Annotated in this window: 12 protein-coding genes, 1 pseudogene and 1 other annotated feature; of the genes and pseudogenes, 10 read left to right on the top strand and 3 right to left on the bottom strand. The window is 46.3% G+C overall.

All coding sequences use genetic code 11. The annotated features are described in order from the left end of the window. Window positions 1–259: 259 nt before the first annotated feature. The 9 genes and pseudogenes from AR383_RS06110 to luxS all read left to right on the top strand — a co-directional run bounded on the left by AR383_RS06110 (window position 260) and on the right by luxS (window position 10,689). Window positions 260–502, top strand: a complete 243-nt coding sequence (locus tag AR383_RS06110; protein ID WP_055732339.1) for an OadG family protein — start codon at window positions 260–262, stop codon at window positions 500–502. Window positions 503–522: 20 nt separating this feature from the next. Then, window positions 523–2,310, top strand: coding sequence for a sodium-extruding oxaloacetate decarboxylase subunit alpha (gene oadA / locus AR383_RS06105; protein ID WP_055732338.1), 1,788 nt, complete (start codon window positions 523–525; stop codon window positions 2,308–2,310). 11 nt (window positions 2,311–2,321) lie between these two features. Beyond that, window positions 2,322–3,451: pseudogene (locus AR383_RS06100) on the top strand (sodium ion-translocating decarboxylase subunit beta). Between the two features lie 464 nt (window positions 3,452–3,915). Next, window positions 3,916–4,527 carry a beta-phosphoglucomutase family hydrolase gene (locus tag AR383_RS06095; RefSeq protein ID WP_055732337.1) on the top strand — a complete coding sequence of 204 codons (612 nt, stop codon included), beginning with the start codon at window positions 3,916–3,918 and terminating at the stop codon, window positions 4,525–4,527. A gap of 20 nt (window positions 4,528–4,547) precedes the next feature. Then, window positions 4,548–4,964, top strand: coding sequence for a YqaA family protein (locus AR383_RS06090; protein WP_229711115.1), 417 nt, complete (start codon window positions 4,548–4,550; stop codon window positions 4,962–4,964). 17 nt (window positions 4,965–4,981) lie between these two features. Next, window positions 4,982–7,831, top strand: coding sequence for a M16 family metallopeptidase (locus AR383_RS06085; protein WP_083481742.1), 2,850 nt, complete (start codon window positions 4,982–4,984; stop codon window positions 7,829–7,831). An 85-nt stretch (window positions 7,832–7,916) separates the two neighbouring features. Then, on the top strand, window positions 7,917–9,494 hold the full coding sequence (gene gshA, locus AR383_RS06080) for a glutamate--cysteine ligase (protein ID WP_055732335.1): 1,578 nt from the start codon (window positions 7,917–7,919) through the stop codon (window positions 9,492–9,494). After that, window positions 9,481–10,125: a transglycosylase SLT domain-containing protein gene (locus tag AR383_RS06075; RefSeq protein WP_188407313.1), complete on the top strand. Its 645-nt coding sequence runs from the start codon at window positions 9,481–9,483 to the stop codon at window positions 10,123–10,125. Before gshA ends, AR383_RS06075 begins: the two co-directional genes overlap by 14 nt. 54 nt (window positions 10,126–10,179) lie before the next feature. Next, entirely contained in the window at window positions 10,180–10,689 is a 510-nt protein-coding gene (luxS, locus tag AR383_RS06070) for an S-ribosylhomocysteine lyase (RefSeq protein WP_055732334.1), read from the top strand. A 69-nt stretch (window positions 10,690–10,758) separates the two neighbouring features. Here the strand turns inward: luxS and AR383_RS06065 are convergent, their stop codons facing one another. Continuing rightward, window positions 10,759–12,045, bottom strand: coding sequence for an HlyC/CorC family transporter (locus AR383_RS06065; protein WP_055732333.1), 1,287 nt, complete (start codon window positions 12,043–12,045; stop codon window positions 10,759–10,761). Window positions 12,046–12,116: 71 nt separating this feature from the next. Further along, window positions 12,117–12,911 carry a cytochrome C assembly family protein gene (locus tag AR383_RS06060; RefSeq protein ID WP_157051654.1) on the bottom strand — a complete coding sequence of 265 codons (795 nt, stop codon included), beginning with the start codon at window positions 12,909–12,911 and terminating at the stop codon, window positions 12,117–12,119. A 137-nt stretch (window positions 12,912–13,048) separates the two neighbouring features. Between AR383_RS06060 and ffh the strand changes: the two genes are divergently transcribed. Continuing rightward, complete coding sequence (ffh, locus tag AR383_RS06055) at window positions 13,049–14,437, top strand: signal recognition particle protein (RefSeq protein ID WP_055732331.1); 1,389 nt, start codon at window positions 13,049–13,051, stop codon at window positions 14,435–14,437. A 61-nt stretch (window positions 14,438–14,498) separates the two neighbouring features. On the opposite strand, the gene aroF is transcribed toward ffh, so the two are convergent. Next, a complete protein-coding gene (aroF, locus tag AR383_RS06050) occupies window positions 14,499–16,502 on the bottom strand; it encodes a 3-deoxy-7-phosphoheptulonate synthase (RefSeq protein ID WP_055732330.1) in 2,004 nt (667 codons plus the stop codon). A 20-nt stretch (window positions 16,503–16,522) separates the two neighbouring features. Then, window positions 16,523–16,651, bottom strand: a sequence feature (Phe leader region). Window positions 16,652–16,708 lie beyond the last annotated feature (57 nt).

The raw sequence follows: 16,708 nt of genomic DNA, 5'->3' as shown, positions 1-16,708 counted from the left end.
TACTTTTCGTTCTCCCAAACTGATAAATTAGTCTTTCTTATAAGCCACCTGATGAGCGTTAATCGTGTGTTGCGCAAATGTTAAGGTTTGGTGTTTTTAACTGGTGTAAGGTTAAATCGATAGTGGCAGTAGAGCATCTTATCGATATAATCCGGTTAACAATGATATACATTTGAATAATTATTCAGCCTTCAGGTTTGATTTTTATTGATTTGCGTGTAATTCTTACGCCAATCTTAAAGGACGTGGATTGTAAATTATGATGGATTTGACCGAGCTGCTAGTCGAAGCGGCAACGTTAATGGGGGTCGGGATGATCGCCGTTTTTTGCTTTTTATCGCTATTAATTGTTGCGGTAATGGGCTTGGCTAAAGTCGCCCCTCCAATTGCAGATATTGCCGAGCCTAAACCGGCCTCGCCAAAATCGACCCAACCTGCCAATAACGCCGCCGTGGTAGCCGCAATTTCTGCTGCCGTTCAACAGTACCGGAAGGCCAAATAACTTAAAGAGGATTTAAGGCAATGTCTAAACCACTTGCATTAACTGATGTTGTATTGCGCGACGCGCATCAATCATTGTTAGCAACACGTCTTCGCATCGAAGATATGTTACCTATTGCTGAGCAACTCGACCAAATTGGTTATTGGTCTTTAGAGACTTGGGGCGGAGCAACTTTTGATGCTTGCATCCGTTATTTAGGCGAAGATCCTTGGGAGCGTCTGCGTGAGCTGAAAAAAGCCATGCCTAATACCAAGCAACAAATGTTGTTACGTGGGCAGAACTTATTGGGTTACCGTCACTACGCCGATGACGTAGTAGAGCGTTTCGTCGAGCGAGCAGTTAAAAATGGTATGGATGTTTTTCGTATTTTTGATGCGATGAACGACCCACGTAACTTCCAAACAGCGGTTAAAGCTGCGCTAGATTGCGGAGCCCATGCTCAAGGAACCATCTCCTATACTACTAGCCCCATCCATACTATCGATAATTGGGTAGACCTAGCGAAGCGTTTAGAAGACATTGGCTGTCATTCTATTGCGATTAAAGATATGTCTGGCTTGTTGAAGCCTTATGAAGCCGAAACGCTGATCAAACGTTTGAAAGCCGAAACCGATGTAGAGTTAGCCTTACACTGCCATGCCACCACCGGTTTAAGTTTACCTACCCATATGAAGGCGATTGAAGCGGGTATCGACATTATCGATACGGCAATCTCTTCAATGAGCTGTACTTACGGCCATAGCCCAACAGAGACTATTGTGGCAATGCTCGAAGGTACTGAGCGTGATACCGGCTTAGATTTAACTAAGTTGGAAGCCATCGCTGCCTACTTCCGTGAAGTGCGTAAGAAATACGCCAAGTTCGAGGGTAGCTTAAAAGGTGTTGATTCGCGTATTCTCATCGCCCAAGTACCTGGCGGTATGCTAACCAACATGGAAGGCCAGTTAAAAGAGCAGGGCGCGGCAGACAAGATTGACGAAGTGTTAGCTGAAATCCCTAAAGTGCGCAAAGATCTGGGCTACATTCCTTTAGTGACACCTACTTCACAAATTGTGGGTACTCAGGCGGTAATTAACGTGCTTACTGGAGAACGTTACAAAACCATCACCAAAGAAACCGCCGGTATCTTAAGTGGTCAATATGGTAAAGCGCCGGGTGAGTTAAACAGCGAGCTGCAAGCTCGAGTATTAAATGGCGAAGAAGCCATTACTTGTCGCCCTGCTGATTTACTTGAGGCAGAAATGGCGCGCTTAGAAGCTGAAGTAGAGCAGCTTGCCAAAGACAAAGGCTTTGCTTTGGCTGAGGCTAAAATTGATGACGCGCTTACTTATGCCTTATTCCCACAGATTGGTTTGAAGTTTTTAGAAAATCGTGGCAACCCCGATGCCTTTGAACCCGTACCTAGTGCTGACGATGTTAAAGCGGTCGCTGCAAAATCCGTTAAAGCTGGCGGTGTAGAAACTTACTCGGTGAGAGTAGACGGACAACTGTACACCGTTGATGTGGGCCCTGAAGGCTCAATTGACGGCGTAGCGGCGGTTTCAAGTTCTGCAGCTGCTGCTAGTGCCCCTGTGGCCAGTGCCGCTTCTGGTAGTGCTGAAGAGCTTCCAGCCCCGCTAGCCGGAAATATCTTTAAAGTGGTGGTACAACCGGGTGCGAAAGTGCAAGAAGGTGACGTGCTGCTGATTATGGAAGCGATGAAAATGGAAACGGAAATCCGTTCTGCAAAAACCGGTGTGGTTGAGCAGGTATTAGTTAAAGAAGGTGATGCGGTTGCAGTGGGCGAAGTCCTACTGAGCATCGCTTAGGGAGCCATAAAGTGGAAGGATTACAAAAGTTATGGCTTGAGACCGGGATTGCTAATTTCGAGCCCGGTCAATTGGTGATGATGGCAGTGGGTTTGCTGTTGCTTTATTTGGCAATTGTACGCAAATTCGAGCCTTTGTTGCTGCTGCCGATTGGCTTTGGTGCGGTACTGGCAAATATTCCCAATGCCGGATTCACTGAGGAAGGTGGCTTACTTTACTACATTTATCATGTGGGTATTGAAACCGGCGTATTCCCCTTATTGATTTTCATGGGAGTGGGGCGCTGACCGATTTTGGCGCTTTGATTGCTAACCCTCGGATGTTGTTACTAGGAGCCGCAGCCCAGTTTGGTATTTTTGCCACCTTATTTGGCGCTATTTTGCTAAACACTATTCCAGGTTTTGATTTCACCTTGGCTGACGCTTCTGCGATTGCCATTATTGGTGGAGCTGACGGCCCTACGGCGATTTTTTTGGCCTCTAAATTGGCTCCTGATCTACTCGGTGCTATCGCGGTGGCGGCCTACTCTTATATGGCCTTGGTGCCGATTATTCAGCCGCCCATTATGAAAGCGCTAACCAGTAAAGAAGAGCGTGAAATCCAAATGGAGCAATTGCGCCCGGTGAGTAAGCGCGAGAAAATCTTGTTCCCGATAGCGGTGCTTGGCTTAACCATTTTGTTCTTGCCTGCGGCAACTCCTCTAGTGGGTATGTTCTGTCTAGGTAACTTAATGCGTGAAAGTGGCGTAGTAGACCGTCTGAGTAAAACTGCGCAAAACGAGTTAATTAACGCCGTGACCATCTTCCTTGGTCTTGCTGTTGGCTCAAAGCTTTCTGCCGATAAGTTCTTAACCGTAGAAACCCTAGGCATTCTTGCTTTAGGCGCGGTAGCCTTCGCTATTGGTACTGCTTCTGGGGTATTGATGGCTAAGCTAATGAGTCGCTTAAGTGGTGGTAAAATTAACCCCTTAATTGGTGCTGCCGGGGTGTCTGCTGTACCAATGGCGGCGCGGGTGGTAAACAAAGTAGGTTTAGAATCAAACCCTCATAACTTCTTATTGATGCACGCAATGGGGCCCAACGTGGCTGGTGTATTAGGCAGTGCGGTAGCGGCCGGGGTGCTACTCTCTTGGGTAGGATAAACTTTAGAGATTAATCAAAAGCTTGCTTCGGCAAGCTTTTTTTTTGCTAATGAGTTATCCATATCATCAGACTAAAAAAGCCAATCAAAGCGCAACTGACGCCAATGATCCAATAATAACCTTTTAAACCCTGTTTAAAGCTCAAACCATAATGAAACAAAAACAGTGTCCATAAAATGGTTAGAATTAAAGGTACTAAAAAAAACCGAACCATAGCGCTACCTGTTCACGTAAGTGATTGATGATATTTAGTTTACTCGTATTAACCGATAAAAGAAGCGCTTTACTTAGCAACTTCGCCTCGCCTCACAGAGATTATTTTAGTCTATAGCGGTGCTAAGCAGCTTATCACGGCTTGGTAACAGCCAAATAAGCCACAAACAACTCGTGCTTGATGGTGGGGCTTATTGTTATGATGCTGATAATAATTGTTATTCCTCCAAAATTGTTAACAAAGAGTGTTTATGGAACTAGAGCAATACGCTGAATATGATGCCTTCATTTTTGATATGGATGGCACCTTAATTGATTCTATGGGGCAGCACCAAAAAGCCTGGGTGTATGCTTTAAACAAGTTCAATATTCCTTTTACTGCGCAGCAAATGTTGGCTATGAGTGGTAAACCTACCGAGCAAACGGTTGAAATCTTAGCTGAGCAGGCCAATATTCAAGATCTTGACGTGGCTTTAATCTCAGAAACTAAAGAGCAACGTTATCATCAGCTAGTGAATCAAGAGGTACAGGTTACCCCTTTAATAAAAGTGTTCGAGCATTACTTAGGCGAAAAGCTAATGGCGGTAGGTACCGGGGCCAGTCAGCAGCAAGCAGAGATGCTGTTGAATAAGTTAGGTGTTGCTGAGCAGTTGCAGGCGATTGTTGGAGCCGATCTAGTGGCTCGGCATAAACCCGCCCCCGATACTTTTTTAAAGTGTGCCGAGCTGATGCAGGTGGAGCCGCAGCGCTGCTTAGTCTTTGAAGATGCCGATGCGGGTATTGCGGCGGCAAAAGCTGCAGGGATGGCCTACGTAGATGTTCGAGAACTGTGGCCCGCTAATTATTTTGTCGAGCCCTTGTAGCGGTGCTGTTAGCGTTATTTTTGAGTGCCCTGTCGTCGGCCACTGTCTTACCCGGTAGTTCTGAAGTGTTATTGTTAGGGCTGCTTAGCCAATATCCAGAGCAGTGGTTAAGTTTGTTATTGGTGGCGAGTATCGGTAATACCTTAGGTGGTTTAATTACCTTTGCCATGGGCTGGGGCTTGTTCGACTTTGCCCATCGACGCTTTGCCTTTCTACCGGATTTAGCCCAACAAGCTAAGGCGAGACCTTGGGTGAATAAGTTTGGTGTATGGGTATTGTTACTAAGTTGGCTACCGCTAGTGGGCGATGTGTTATGTTTTGTGGCTGGCGCGGCTAAATTGCCAGTAGTGCAAAGTAGCTTATTGATGTTAATTGGGAAATTAGCGCGTTATTCAATATTGGTGGTATTAGCCAATGCCTATGCTGGAGTTAATTGATGTTAAAAAGAGTAAACATGGGATTGAAGTGGTTTAGCCTATTAGGAGTGCTTGCCTTAGCGGCTTGCGCTTATGTTACCCCAGCTAATGAACCAAGCTTACCTTCGGGTATACGCTTAGTTGAGCAGGTGGAGGCCAATGGCAGTGAATTACAGATAGGCTATAAAAAATACCGCCTAGCTAACGGCCTTACCGTTTTACTCTATCAAGATCAGAGTGCGCCCTTAGTCCATGTGGATGTGACCTATCATGTTGGCTCTAGCCGAGAGCAACAGGGTAAATCAGGTTTCGCTCATTTTTTTGAGCACATGATGTTCCAAGGCTCTAAGCACGTAGGTGACCAAGAGCACTTTCGAATTATTAACGAAGCCGGTGGCACCATGAATGGCTCCACCACTCAAGACCGTACCAACTACTACCAAACCGTGCCTGCCAACCAGCTGGAAAAAGTACTTTGGTTAGAAGCCGATAGAATGGGTTTCTTACTTGATGCGGTAAGTCAAAAGAAGTTTGAAATACAACGCGATACGGTGAAAAACGAGCGAGCCCAACGAGTTGATAACGCGCCTTATGGTTTGTTGTCTGAGCGGGTGGGCGAGGCGCTATATCCTCGAGATCACCCTTACTCTTGGCAGCCCATCGGTTATGTTGAAGACTTAAATCGAGTTGATGTAAACGATTTGAAGGCTTTCTTCCTACGTTGGTATGGCCCGAATAATGCTGTGCTTAGCATTGGTGGTGATATCGACCAAGCTCAAACTCTTGAGTGGGTGAACAAATACTTCGGCACTATTCCCAGCGGCCCCGAAGTACCCAAAGTCACGCCTAGGCCAGCTCAGCTCACGCAAACCCGTTATATCTCCTTGGAGGACCGGGTGCATATTCCATTGTTATATATTACTTATCCTACGGTGTATGCCGGTGCCGAAGATGAAGTGGCTTTAGATATGTTTTCGGAAATTCTCGGTGGTGGAAAAAGCTCCTTATTGCATCAATCTTTAGTGGAGAGCGGTAAAGCCTTATCGGCTGGCAGCTCCCATTATTGTCGAGAAATGGCCTGTACCTTGGCTATTTATGTTCGAGCCAATCCTCAGTCAGGCTTAACGCTGGCTGAGCTGATGAAAGACGTCGACCAAGCCATCGATGACTTCGCGGCTCGGGGCGTGAGCCAGGCGGACCTGCAGCGGGTACGTTCTTCTCTTAAGGCCTCAACCATTTATAGTTTGGAAAGCGTCGCCGACGTGGTCACTCAGTTGGCCTACGGCGAAACCTTTTTTGGTGACCCTTTATTCATTCGCCAAGTGCTGGCTCAGTTTGACAAGGTAAATGAACAACAGGTGCAACAGGCGTATCGGCATTACATTTTAAATAAGCCTAGAGTGGTGATGAGCGTGGTCCCCAAAGGGCAGCGTCAGTTATTAGCCGCGAACGATAATTACCAACCAACACCTCGACAGCTACCCGAGGCGAGTTCGGTCTCGCCTGCTGAGCTAGCCATTCCTCAGATTGAGGATGATTTTGACCGCAGTGTGGAACCGCCTTCTGGACCCCCTCCCACGGTTAAATTGCCTGCCTTATGGCAAGCTCAGTTGAGCAACGGTTTGCAAATATTGGCGACTTCAGAGCAGGCCACACCAACGGTGACCCTACAGTTTAGCTTACCTGGCGGTAGCTTATCTGAGCCGCCTGGTAAAGAAGGACTGGCCAAGCTTACAGGGCAAATACTGATGCAAAGTAGCTTGCAAACCAAGGCTGCCGATTTGGCTGATCAGTTGGCCGAGCTTGGTACTTCGATGAGCTTTAGTGCAGGGCTGTATAGTCAAACCATTAGTTTGACGTCACTGAGCGAAAATCTCGCCCAGAGCTTAGCTGTTTTGCAGCAACGCTTATTAAGTCCTGCCTTTGATGAGCAGGAGTTTGAGCGTGAAAAAGCCCGTTTACTGCAGAGTATTGAGCAGAAGTTTAATCAACCGTCTTGGCTGGCCAGCATCGCCAGTCAGCGGCTGATTTATGGGGAGAATAGTCGTTTAGCCACCTCCAGCTATGGTACTCGCGAGAGTGTCGCCAGCCTCACTTTAGCTGATGTAAAACAGTTTTGGAAAAGTCATTATCGGCCTCAAGGCAGCCAGTTAGTGGTGGTGAGCAACCTAGAGCAAACAGAAGTGCTGGCGGCCTTGGCTCCTTTACAAGAGCAGTGGCGGGGCGAAGCGCAAGCCAGACCGCAGTTTGTTCCTAGAGATTCAGCCAAGGGCCATACCATTTACTTGGTGGATAAGCCTGGTGCGGTACAGTCGGTATTAAGAATAGGGCGTATAGCCATGCCCTACGATGCCAGTGGTGAGTACTTTAAAGCGAATTTGATGAACTTTAATTTTGGCGGTAACTTTAACAGCCGAATAAATATGAATTTGCGTGAAGACAAAGGTTTTACCTACGGCGTAAACAGCGGTTTTTCCGGTTTTAGAGACAGTGGCAGTTTTATGATTTCCACTGATGTTCGCCAAGATGCCACTGCCGATGCGATTAAGCAGTTGCTGAGTGAGCTAGAGACCTATGCGAAAACGGGCCCTAATCAAGATGAGCTGGCCTATATGCGTAATGCAGTATCTCAGCAAGAGGCTTTAGCCTATGCCACGCCAGCGCAAAAGGCCTCGTTTTTAATGCAAATGTTACAATTTGATTTGGCGCCAGAGTTTGTTGCTGAGCAGAATCAGATTATTGCTACTATTAGTCAGTCTGAGCTGGCGCAACTGGCGGCAAAATATTTGTCACCAGAGCAAATGATTATTGTGGTGGTAGGGGACAAACAGAGTTTGCTGCCGCAATTACAGCGCTTAGCGCTGCCACTACAGGAAATAGCTTTATAACTAGCTATTAGAACGGTGGCAAAACCAGGCTTAACTCGTTATGCTTTGCCACATTCCGCTTCATTTTTAAAATAGTGAGTTTACATTGACTCAACAAATTACGACACGGCTGACGCAACTCAGCGCAGCATTGGCAGATACCGGTGTACTTGGTATTAAACGTGGTATCGAACGTGAAGCTTTACGTATTTGTGAGCAGGGAAAGTTCGCCACTAATGATCACCCAAAGGCGTTAGGAGCCGCGTTAACCCACCCTCTTATCACTACTGATTACGCTGAAACCTTATTGGAGTTTATTACTCCGGTATCAGACAGCGTGGAGCAGTTACTGTCGCGCTTAAAAGATATTCATCATGCCACATTAAAGCACTTGGACGGCCAGCGCCTATGGCCTTTGAGCATGCCTTGTTACATCGGTAATGAGCAGGATATTGTGTTAGCAAAGTTTGGCGATTCAAATATCGGCAAAATGAAGCATGTCTATCGACAGGGCTTGCGTCATCGTTATGGTAGCGCCATGCAGGTGATTTCAGGCGTGCATTATAACTTCTCTTTGCCGCAATCGTTTTGGCAACAGTTGCAGCAAGTAGAAGGCGACCAACAGCCCTTAAGCGACTATATCTCACAGCGTTATATGGACTTAATCCGTAACTTTTATCGCTATGGCTGGCTGGTTGCTTATTTATTCGGTGCTTCTCCCGCCTTATGTCATTCTTTCTTAAATGCCGCAGAAAGTCAGTTACCTTTTGAACGTATGGGCAAGGGCACTTTGTATTTGCCCTATGCTACCTCCTTACGCTTAAGTGATTTAGGTTATACCAGCTCGGCGCAGAGTGCCTTACAAATTAACTACAACAGTGTTAGTGAATACGTAAACAGCGTGCGTACGGCGGTAAATAGCTACTCAGAAGAGTTTGCCAAAATTGGCGTGAAGGTGGACGGTGAATACCGCCAGCTTAATGCCAATATTTTGCAAATTGAGAATGAGTTATATGCGCCTATTCGCGCCAAACGTGTTGCTAAGTCTAATCAAACGCCCTCACAAGCTTTAGCTGCCGAAGGCATTGAATATATTGAAATTCGCGCATTGGATGTGAATCCGTTTTGTGCAGAAGGGGTCACCGAGCAACAGGTGCGAGTCATCGACAGTCTGTTATTGGCTTGTTTGTTGATGGATTCGCCGAAAATGTGTCAGAGCGAACTGCAGCTTAGTCGCAGTAACTTCAATCGGGTGGCGATAGAAGGCCGTAATCCTGATTTATCGCTAGACATAGCCGGGCAAACACGTCCTCTCAGTGAACATGTTGCACAGCTATTCGAATATATGCGCTCTGCGGCTGAATTACTCGACTTACATCGCCCGCAAGCTGATTTCAGTATTGCCTTACAAGAGGCGAGCAATAGTGTGGCTAATAACACCACCTATTCCGCTAGGATCTTAGAACTCCTTAAATCGAAAGCGCAAGACAATAGTAGTCTCGGCCTGCAATGGGCTGCACAGTATCGTGAAGAGATGCTTGGTCACAAGCTAATTAACTGGCAAAATCAAGACTTTACTGAGATGGCTGAACAAAGCTTCAAAGACCAAGCTGCGATTGAAGCCAGTGATGACATCGATTTTGATGGGTTTTTAGTGAAGTACTTTGAAAATGCGAAGAACTAGCAATGCAGTTACTATTCAGCTTGCCAAGCTGGCCTTGGTTTGTTTCAGTTTATTATGGTTAAGCGGCTGCAGCAGTAAGCCGCCAAAAGAGCCGGAAAACCTATGCCGGATCTTTGAAGAGAAACGTGACTGGTACAAAGCAGCCAAGCGCATGAATAAGAAGTGGGGAACCCCAGTACACGTGCCCATGGCGATGATGTACCAAGAATCTAGCTTCAAACATAACGCTCGACCGCCGATGCAATACTGGTTCGGCTTTATTCCGGTGGGGCGAGCTAGCAGTGCTTATGGCTATAGCCAAGCCAAAACCCTCACGTGGGATGATTACGTGAGAGAGACCGGCAATTCTTGGTCTTCGCGCTCTAACTTCGATGATGCCATGGATTTCATGGGGTGGTTTACTTACAAAACCCATAAAATTAACGGTGTCTCTAAGTGGGATGCGCGAAATCAGTACTTAAATTATCACGAAGGCTGGGGTGGCTATAAGCGTGGCTCCTACCGTAATAAACAGTGGTTGGTTAAGGTAGCTGGCACGGTTGACCAGCGAGCTAAGCGTTACGCGGCGCAATATAATAAATGCAAAGATGATCTAGATAGTAGCTGGCTATGGCGGTTATTTTTTGCTTGAATATAGCCCATTAATTCAGCCTCTGTTGCTAGAGGCAAACAAAGAGAGAACAGCATGCCCTTATTAGATAGTTTTACCGTTGATCATACCCGTATGCACGCACCGGCAGTTCGAGTAGCTAAAACCATGGCTACGCCTAACAAGGATACGATTACGGTATTTGATTTACGCTATTGTGTGCCCAATGAAGAGATCTTATCAGAGAAAGGGATCCACACCCTAGAGCACCTCTATGCGGGTTTTATGCGTCAACACTTGAACTCTGACTCAGTAGAAATTATCGATATCTCACCAATGGGCTGTCGTACTGGTTTTTATATGAGCTTAATTGGTAGTCCTAGCGAGCAGCAGGTAGCTGACGCTTGGTTGGCCTCTATGCAAGACGTACTGGACGTAGCTAGTCAAAATGATATTCCAGAGCTTAATGAATATCAGTGTGGCACTTACACCATGCACTCTTTAGAAGAAGCTAAGAGCATTGCTAAAACCGTTATTGAACGTGGTATTAGCGTCAATAAGAACGAAGATTTAGGTTTGTCGGAAGAGATTTTAGGCAAGCTATAAGTTTTGACTTTATTAGTAAAAAGCCAGCACGATGCTGGCTTTTTTATTGCTTTTCGGTGACTTAAGCGCTTATAAATTTCTGCTTTTAGGCTTGCTGTAGAAGGCGGGCATCACTCTAGCTAAGCTCACGGTATTGTTTTCGATTTCGACGATTTCTATTGGATAGCCGGCTAAGCGTAGGCATAAATTGCTATCGGGAATGTCTTCCAAATATTCAATGATCAGTCCGTTAAGGGTTTTCGGCCCATCGGTAGGCAAGCTCCAACTCATTTCCTTATTTAGGTCGCGAATGTTTACTGCGCCTTCAATAAGGTAGCTACCGTCGATTTGCGGGTGGATTTCTTCACTGGGCGCAGGTGCCATGCTGGTGGTAAAATCACCGACAATTTCTTCTAGAATATCTTCCAGGGTGACCAAACCTTGAATGTCACCGTATTCATCAACAATTAAACCAATGCGTTCTTTACGTCGCTGAAACTTCAATAGTTGTACGTTAAGCGGCGTTCCCTCTGGAATGAAGTAGATCTCTTTGGCTGCGCGTAGCATGGAGGTTTTATCAAACTGCTCACGCGATAACAGCCGCAGCGCATCACGAGAATGAACAAAGCCCACTGAGTCATCGATATTATCGCGATACAGCAAGATTTTGGTGTGGGTGCTTTGGGTGAGCTGGCGAAGTATGGTTTCCCAGTCATCATTAATGTCGATGGCCGCGATTTCGTTGCGCGGAATCATGATGTCGTCAACCGTGACTTTTTCTAGGTCAAGAATGCTTAGCAACATGTCTTGGTGGCGTTTGGGGATCAGCGCGCCTGCTTCATCCACCACCGTGCGTAGCTCTTCTGGGTTAAGCGCTTCGTCATCTTTATTGTTAGGGTTTACGCCCAGTATACGCAGCAGGCCATTGGTGACGCCGTTGGTCGCCCAAATTGCGGGGAACAGCAGCTTCATTAATGGTCTTAATAACAAAGAAGCAGGAAAAGCGATGCGTTCTGGATATAAGGCCGCCATGGTTTTTGGGGTGACTTCTGCAAAAATGAGGATCACAAAAGTCAGTGCCAAGGTGGCAATGGCAACGCCTACATCGCCAAACAAGCGTAAGCCAATAATGGTGGCGATGGCTGAGGCAAAAATATTGACTAGGTTGTTGCCAATAAGAATAAGCCCAATCAGTCGGTCGGGGCGGTTAAGTAATTTGTCTACACGTTGGGCCGCTTTATGTTTGGTATTAACCAAATGACGAAGACGATAGCGATTAAGCGACATCATCCCAGTTTCGGAGCTAGAGAAAAAAGCAGAACAAATAATGAGGAACAATAAGAGTAGTAGCAAGCTACTCGTCGATATGTCGTCCAAGCAGGAGAATCCTTGATTAATATAACGGCTCTAATTTAAATGTAGCCTTGAAGGGCTGTCAAGGTATGATTTTAGCTGAGTAGGATTTCCTTAACAAAGCGTGAGCCAAAATAGGCCAAACTTAGCAAGATTGAACCAATTACCGTCATTATCACCACTGTTTTGCCACGCCAGCCGCGATAATGGTGTCCCCATAACAAGCTGGAGTAGATGGCCCAAGCGATTAAACTAAAGATGGCTTTATGGCCGCGCCCGTGAGCGAAGAAGTCGGTTAAGAATATAAAACCACTGAACAGCGAAATAGTCAGTAAGATCCAGCCCACGCGAATCAGCGTAAATAGTTGTTTTTCTAAGCCCATTAATGAAGGCATGGCAGGGTGGATGGCGCCGGGCTTGTGGCGTTTCAAGGTCCAATCTAAATAGGCCATTTGCAGTGCATAAAGGCTGGCAATCATTAATACAGTAAAAGCCGCCAATGCCACACTAATGTGGATCAGTACCTGAGGTTTAAGTTCTAGATGAATGATGTAATCGCTAGGGATTAATACCGCTAGCAGCATGCTAATAATGGCAAACAGGTAAACCACTGGTAATACAAACCACAGTTTAAAGGGTTTGGTTAGGCTGGTGACGGTAATCGCAATCAGCAAGCTGACTAAGCCGGCAACATTAAAAATACTTAAATCTTGTCCCTGAGCCAGAAATAGATGTTCGAATTCCCAAATAGCATGTAATAGCATGGCGCAGCCAGCACTGAGCCATAACCATTTATTGGCTGCGCTTTGTTTGTTGAGTAAACCACTAATGCAGACATAGGCGGCTAACAGATAGAAAACGGTGGTAGGGAATACCAATACATTCATCATTTGAGCTAACTTACTGAATCTTTGGACTCAGTATACAAGCCCTAAACAGTCAGGGCTAGAATTAGCTTTTAGAATATCGGCGCTTCGGTATAATGTGGCGGCTAAACACTGCTCGCTATTGATCAACAGGAAAAAGCATGTTTGAAAACTTATCTGATCGACTCTCGAAAACCTTAAAAAACATCAGTGGCCGTGGCCGACTAACTGAAGACAATATTAAAGATACCCTGCGTGAAGTGCGCATGGCCTTACTCGAAGCCGATGTGGCTTTGTCGGTAGTTCGTGAGTTTGTTAAAAAAGTAAAAGAGCGTGCGCTGGGTCAAGAGGTTAACAAAAGCCTTAGCCCAGGCCAGGTCTTTGTCAAAATTGTCCAGCAAGAGCTGGAAGCTGCCATGGGCGAGTCGAACGAGAGCTTAAACCTAGCCGTTCAGCCTCCCGCTGTAGTAATGATGGCCGGTCTGCAAGGTGCGGGTAAAACCACCTCTGTGGCCAAACTTGCCAAGTTCTTAAAAGAGCGTGAAAAGAAAAAAGTAATGGTGGTGAGCGCTGACGTTTACCGCCCTGCTGCGATTAAGCAGCTAGAAACGTTGGCTACTGAGGTTGGGGTTATTTTCTTCCCTAGCTCAGAACAGCAAAATCCAGTGGATATCGTAAACGGTGCGATTAGCGAAGCTAAGAAGCAGTTTGCCGATGTACTGTTGGTGGATACCGCCGGTCGTTTGCATGTTGATGAAGACATGATGGACGAAATTAAAGCCCTGCATCAGGCGGTTAATCCGGTCGAGACTTTATTTGTGGTTGATGCTATGACCGGCCAAGATGCGGCCAATACGGCTCAAGCATTTAATCAAGCGCTGCCATTAACCGGGGTGATTTTAACCAAAACCGACGGTGACGCTCGTGGTGGTGCCGCCTTATCGATTCGTCACATCACCGGTAAGCCAATTAAGTTTATGGGTGTGGGCGAAAAAACTGACGCCCTAGAGCCTTTCCATCCAGATCGTATCGCCTCACGAATTTTGGGCATGGGCGATGTGCTTTCCTTGATCGAAGAAGTTGAACGTAAGGTTGATAAAGAGCAAGCACAAAAGCTGGCTAAGAAAGTTCAAAAAGGTAAAGGTTTCGATTTAGAAGATTTTCGTGAGCAATTGGTGCAAATGAAAAACATGGGCGGCATGATGGGCATGATGGATAAATTGCCTGGCATGGGACAAGTACCCGACAGTGTTAAAAATCAAATGAATGATAAGCTGACCAATCAAATGGAAGCAATCATCAACTCAATGACACCCGGTGAGCGCCAGCGCCCTGAAATCATTAAGGGTTCGCGCAAGCGCCGCATAGCGGCAGGTTCAGGCACGCAAATTCAAGATGTGAATAAATTGCTTAAGCAGTTTACCCAGATGCAAAAAATGATGAAGAAAATGTCGGGTAAAGGCGGCATGCGTAAGATGATGAGCCAAATGAAAGGCATGATGCCTCCAGGTGGCATGGGAGGCTTCGGCGGTGGCCGGGGGCGCTTCTAAGATACGTTATTAATAAAAAAACCAGCAAATTTGCTGGTTTTTTTTATTCTCTGAGTATGGCTTAATACAGCTCGGCCATGAGATTTTGTAACTGCTTGAAGCTCAGAGATTTATCCCCATCAACTCTGGCATCGCTAGGCGAGGGGTGAGTGCAAAGAATGATCCCATCGGCGCCAAGTTGTTTCGCCGCTTTGGCCATGGGGGCAATCGAGCTTAACTCCTCAAGCGCTTCCACAGGGTTTACCAAAATCGGTAAATGAGTACGTTCACGCAGTAAGCTAATTGCGCCTAAATCCAAAGTGGTTTTGTTTTTACCATCTAGGGTTCTTACTCCCGCTTCACAAAGAATCACCTGCTGGTTACCTTGGGCAAGAATATAATCAGCCGCTTTTAACCATTCTTCTAGCGAAGCCATGTTGTTGCGCTCAAGTAAAACCGGGCGAGTAGACTTACCGAGTTCTTTAAGCAGGTTGTAGTTTTTCATGTGTTGCGAGCGAACATGCAATATGTCTACTTTGGCCGCAAGGCTGGCCACCTGTTCTACCGAGCTGACTTCGGTCATGGTGGGTAAGCGGTATTTTTTACCCGCAGCATTTAAATAGCCCAGGCCTTCTTCGCCCAAACCTTGGAAGCTATAGGGCGAGCTACGCGGTTTATAACATCCTGCTGCAAGTACTGATGCACCACTCTCTTTCGCGGCCGCCGCTGATTGCATGATTTGCTGCTGTGATTCCACCGCGCTGGGGCCGGCAAAAGTTACAAAGCTACCGTCACCAATTTTCACATCGGCCACTCTGACCACGGTTGCAGCGTTTTTATGACTGCGGCTAGATAAGGCTCCGTCAGCTTGAACGGTATTGATTAAGCTAGGCGTGTCTTGAATGATTTCAGCGGGTTGGGCTAAGGCTTCGACTGGGATTTGGGTTGGATCAACATTTTCACTAGGGTAGCAACCCAGTACCTTAATGTAGCGAGTGAGACGAGTCAGCTCGGCTAAAGCAGATTGCATTTGTGCCGACTTAACATTGGCTGAGACATCTACGTAAAACATTTCTTCCCAAGGATTGCCTTGTACTGGGCGCGATTCCAACTTGCTCATATTAATGTCGTGTTCACGCAGCACCAATAGGGCTTCAACCAGCGAGCCTGGCTGTTGTGCAGTAGACATAATAAAGGTAGTTCTGGCGGGAACCTGCTCAGCCACCTCAACCGGTTTTCTCGATACTACGATGAAGCGAGTAAAGTTTTGTTGCTGGTTGGCAATGTCGGTTTTCAAGGCTTGTAAACCATACATTTCGCCACCCACCTTACTGCCAATGGCACCAATAGTTAAGTCGTCACTGTTGGCAACCACTTCCATGGCTTTAGACGAGCTATCAACAAAATCAAAGCGCGTATTGTTTAAGGTGCGCAGGTATAAGCCACATTGAGCGTAGGGTTGCGGATGAGCGTACAGGGTGGTGATATTTTCTAGTTTGGCTTTGGGGTGAGCCAGAATGCAGTGGTCGATGGCTATCGATAACTCACCCACTATCGATAAACTGGTATGCTGCAGTACGTCATAGACCTCGTTAATGCTGCCCGAGCTGGTGTTTTCAATGGGCAACATACCGTAGTCAGCTTGCCCGGATTCAACTGTATCTACAATGTCTTGAAAGCCACTGCAGCCGAACTCGACAATTTGCTTTTTATAACGAGAAAAATATTGGTGAGTGGCAATATTACTGTAAGAGCCTTTATTGCCTAGGAAGGCAACGCGAACCGCTTGTGCTTGCTCATCGGGGTTGGTGATGCCTTGTAAGAAGGCTTGCTGGGAAAGCACTGAATCTTCGATGATGGTATGGAACAGCTGGGTCACATAGTGGGCGTCTAAGCCCAGTTCACGGCCCTTGGTGATAAGCTTAACCAGCAAGGCTTGTTCGCGTTCTTGGTCACGAATCGCTTTGGGGGTTTCAATTTTACTTTTAGCGACTTCAACACTGAGTTGGCGACGTTCAGTAAGTAGCGTTAATAGCGATTGGTCGAGCTCGGTTATTTTTGTTCGGATTTGCTCAAGATCTGCCATGTTGTGTATTTTCCCTGTTTAACAAAAAAGCCCCCTAAGAAGGAGGCTTTATGGATTCTATGTGTTTTCGTTTTTACACCTATTCCGTCCGCCTCCCTAAAAGGGTGGAGTAAAAAAGAAAACAAACAAAAATCGGAAGTGGAATAGTTTCATGGCATCAGACTAAAAAGCAATCATCCTAAAGTCAAGTAATACCAAGCGAATAG

The sequence above is a fragment of the Agarivorans gilvus genome, assembly GCF_001420915.1.
Taxonomy (GTDB): domain Bacteria; phylum Pseudomonadota; class Gammaproteobacteria; order Enterobacterales; family Celerinatantimonadaceae; genus Agarivorans; species Agarivorans gilvus.
The sequence above is the reverse complement of the archived record's forward strand: the minus strand, read 5'-3'. Positions and strand labels throughout refer to the sequence as shown.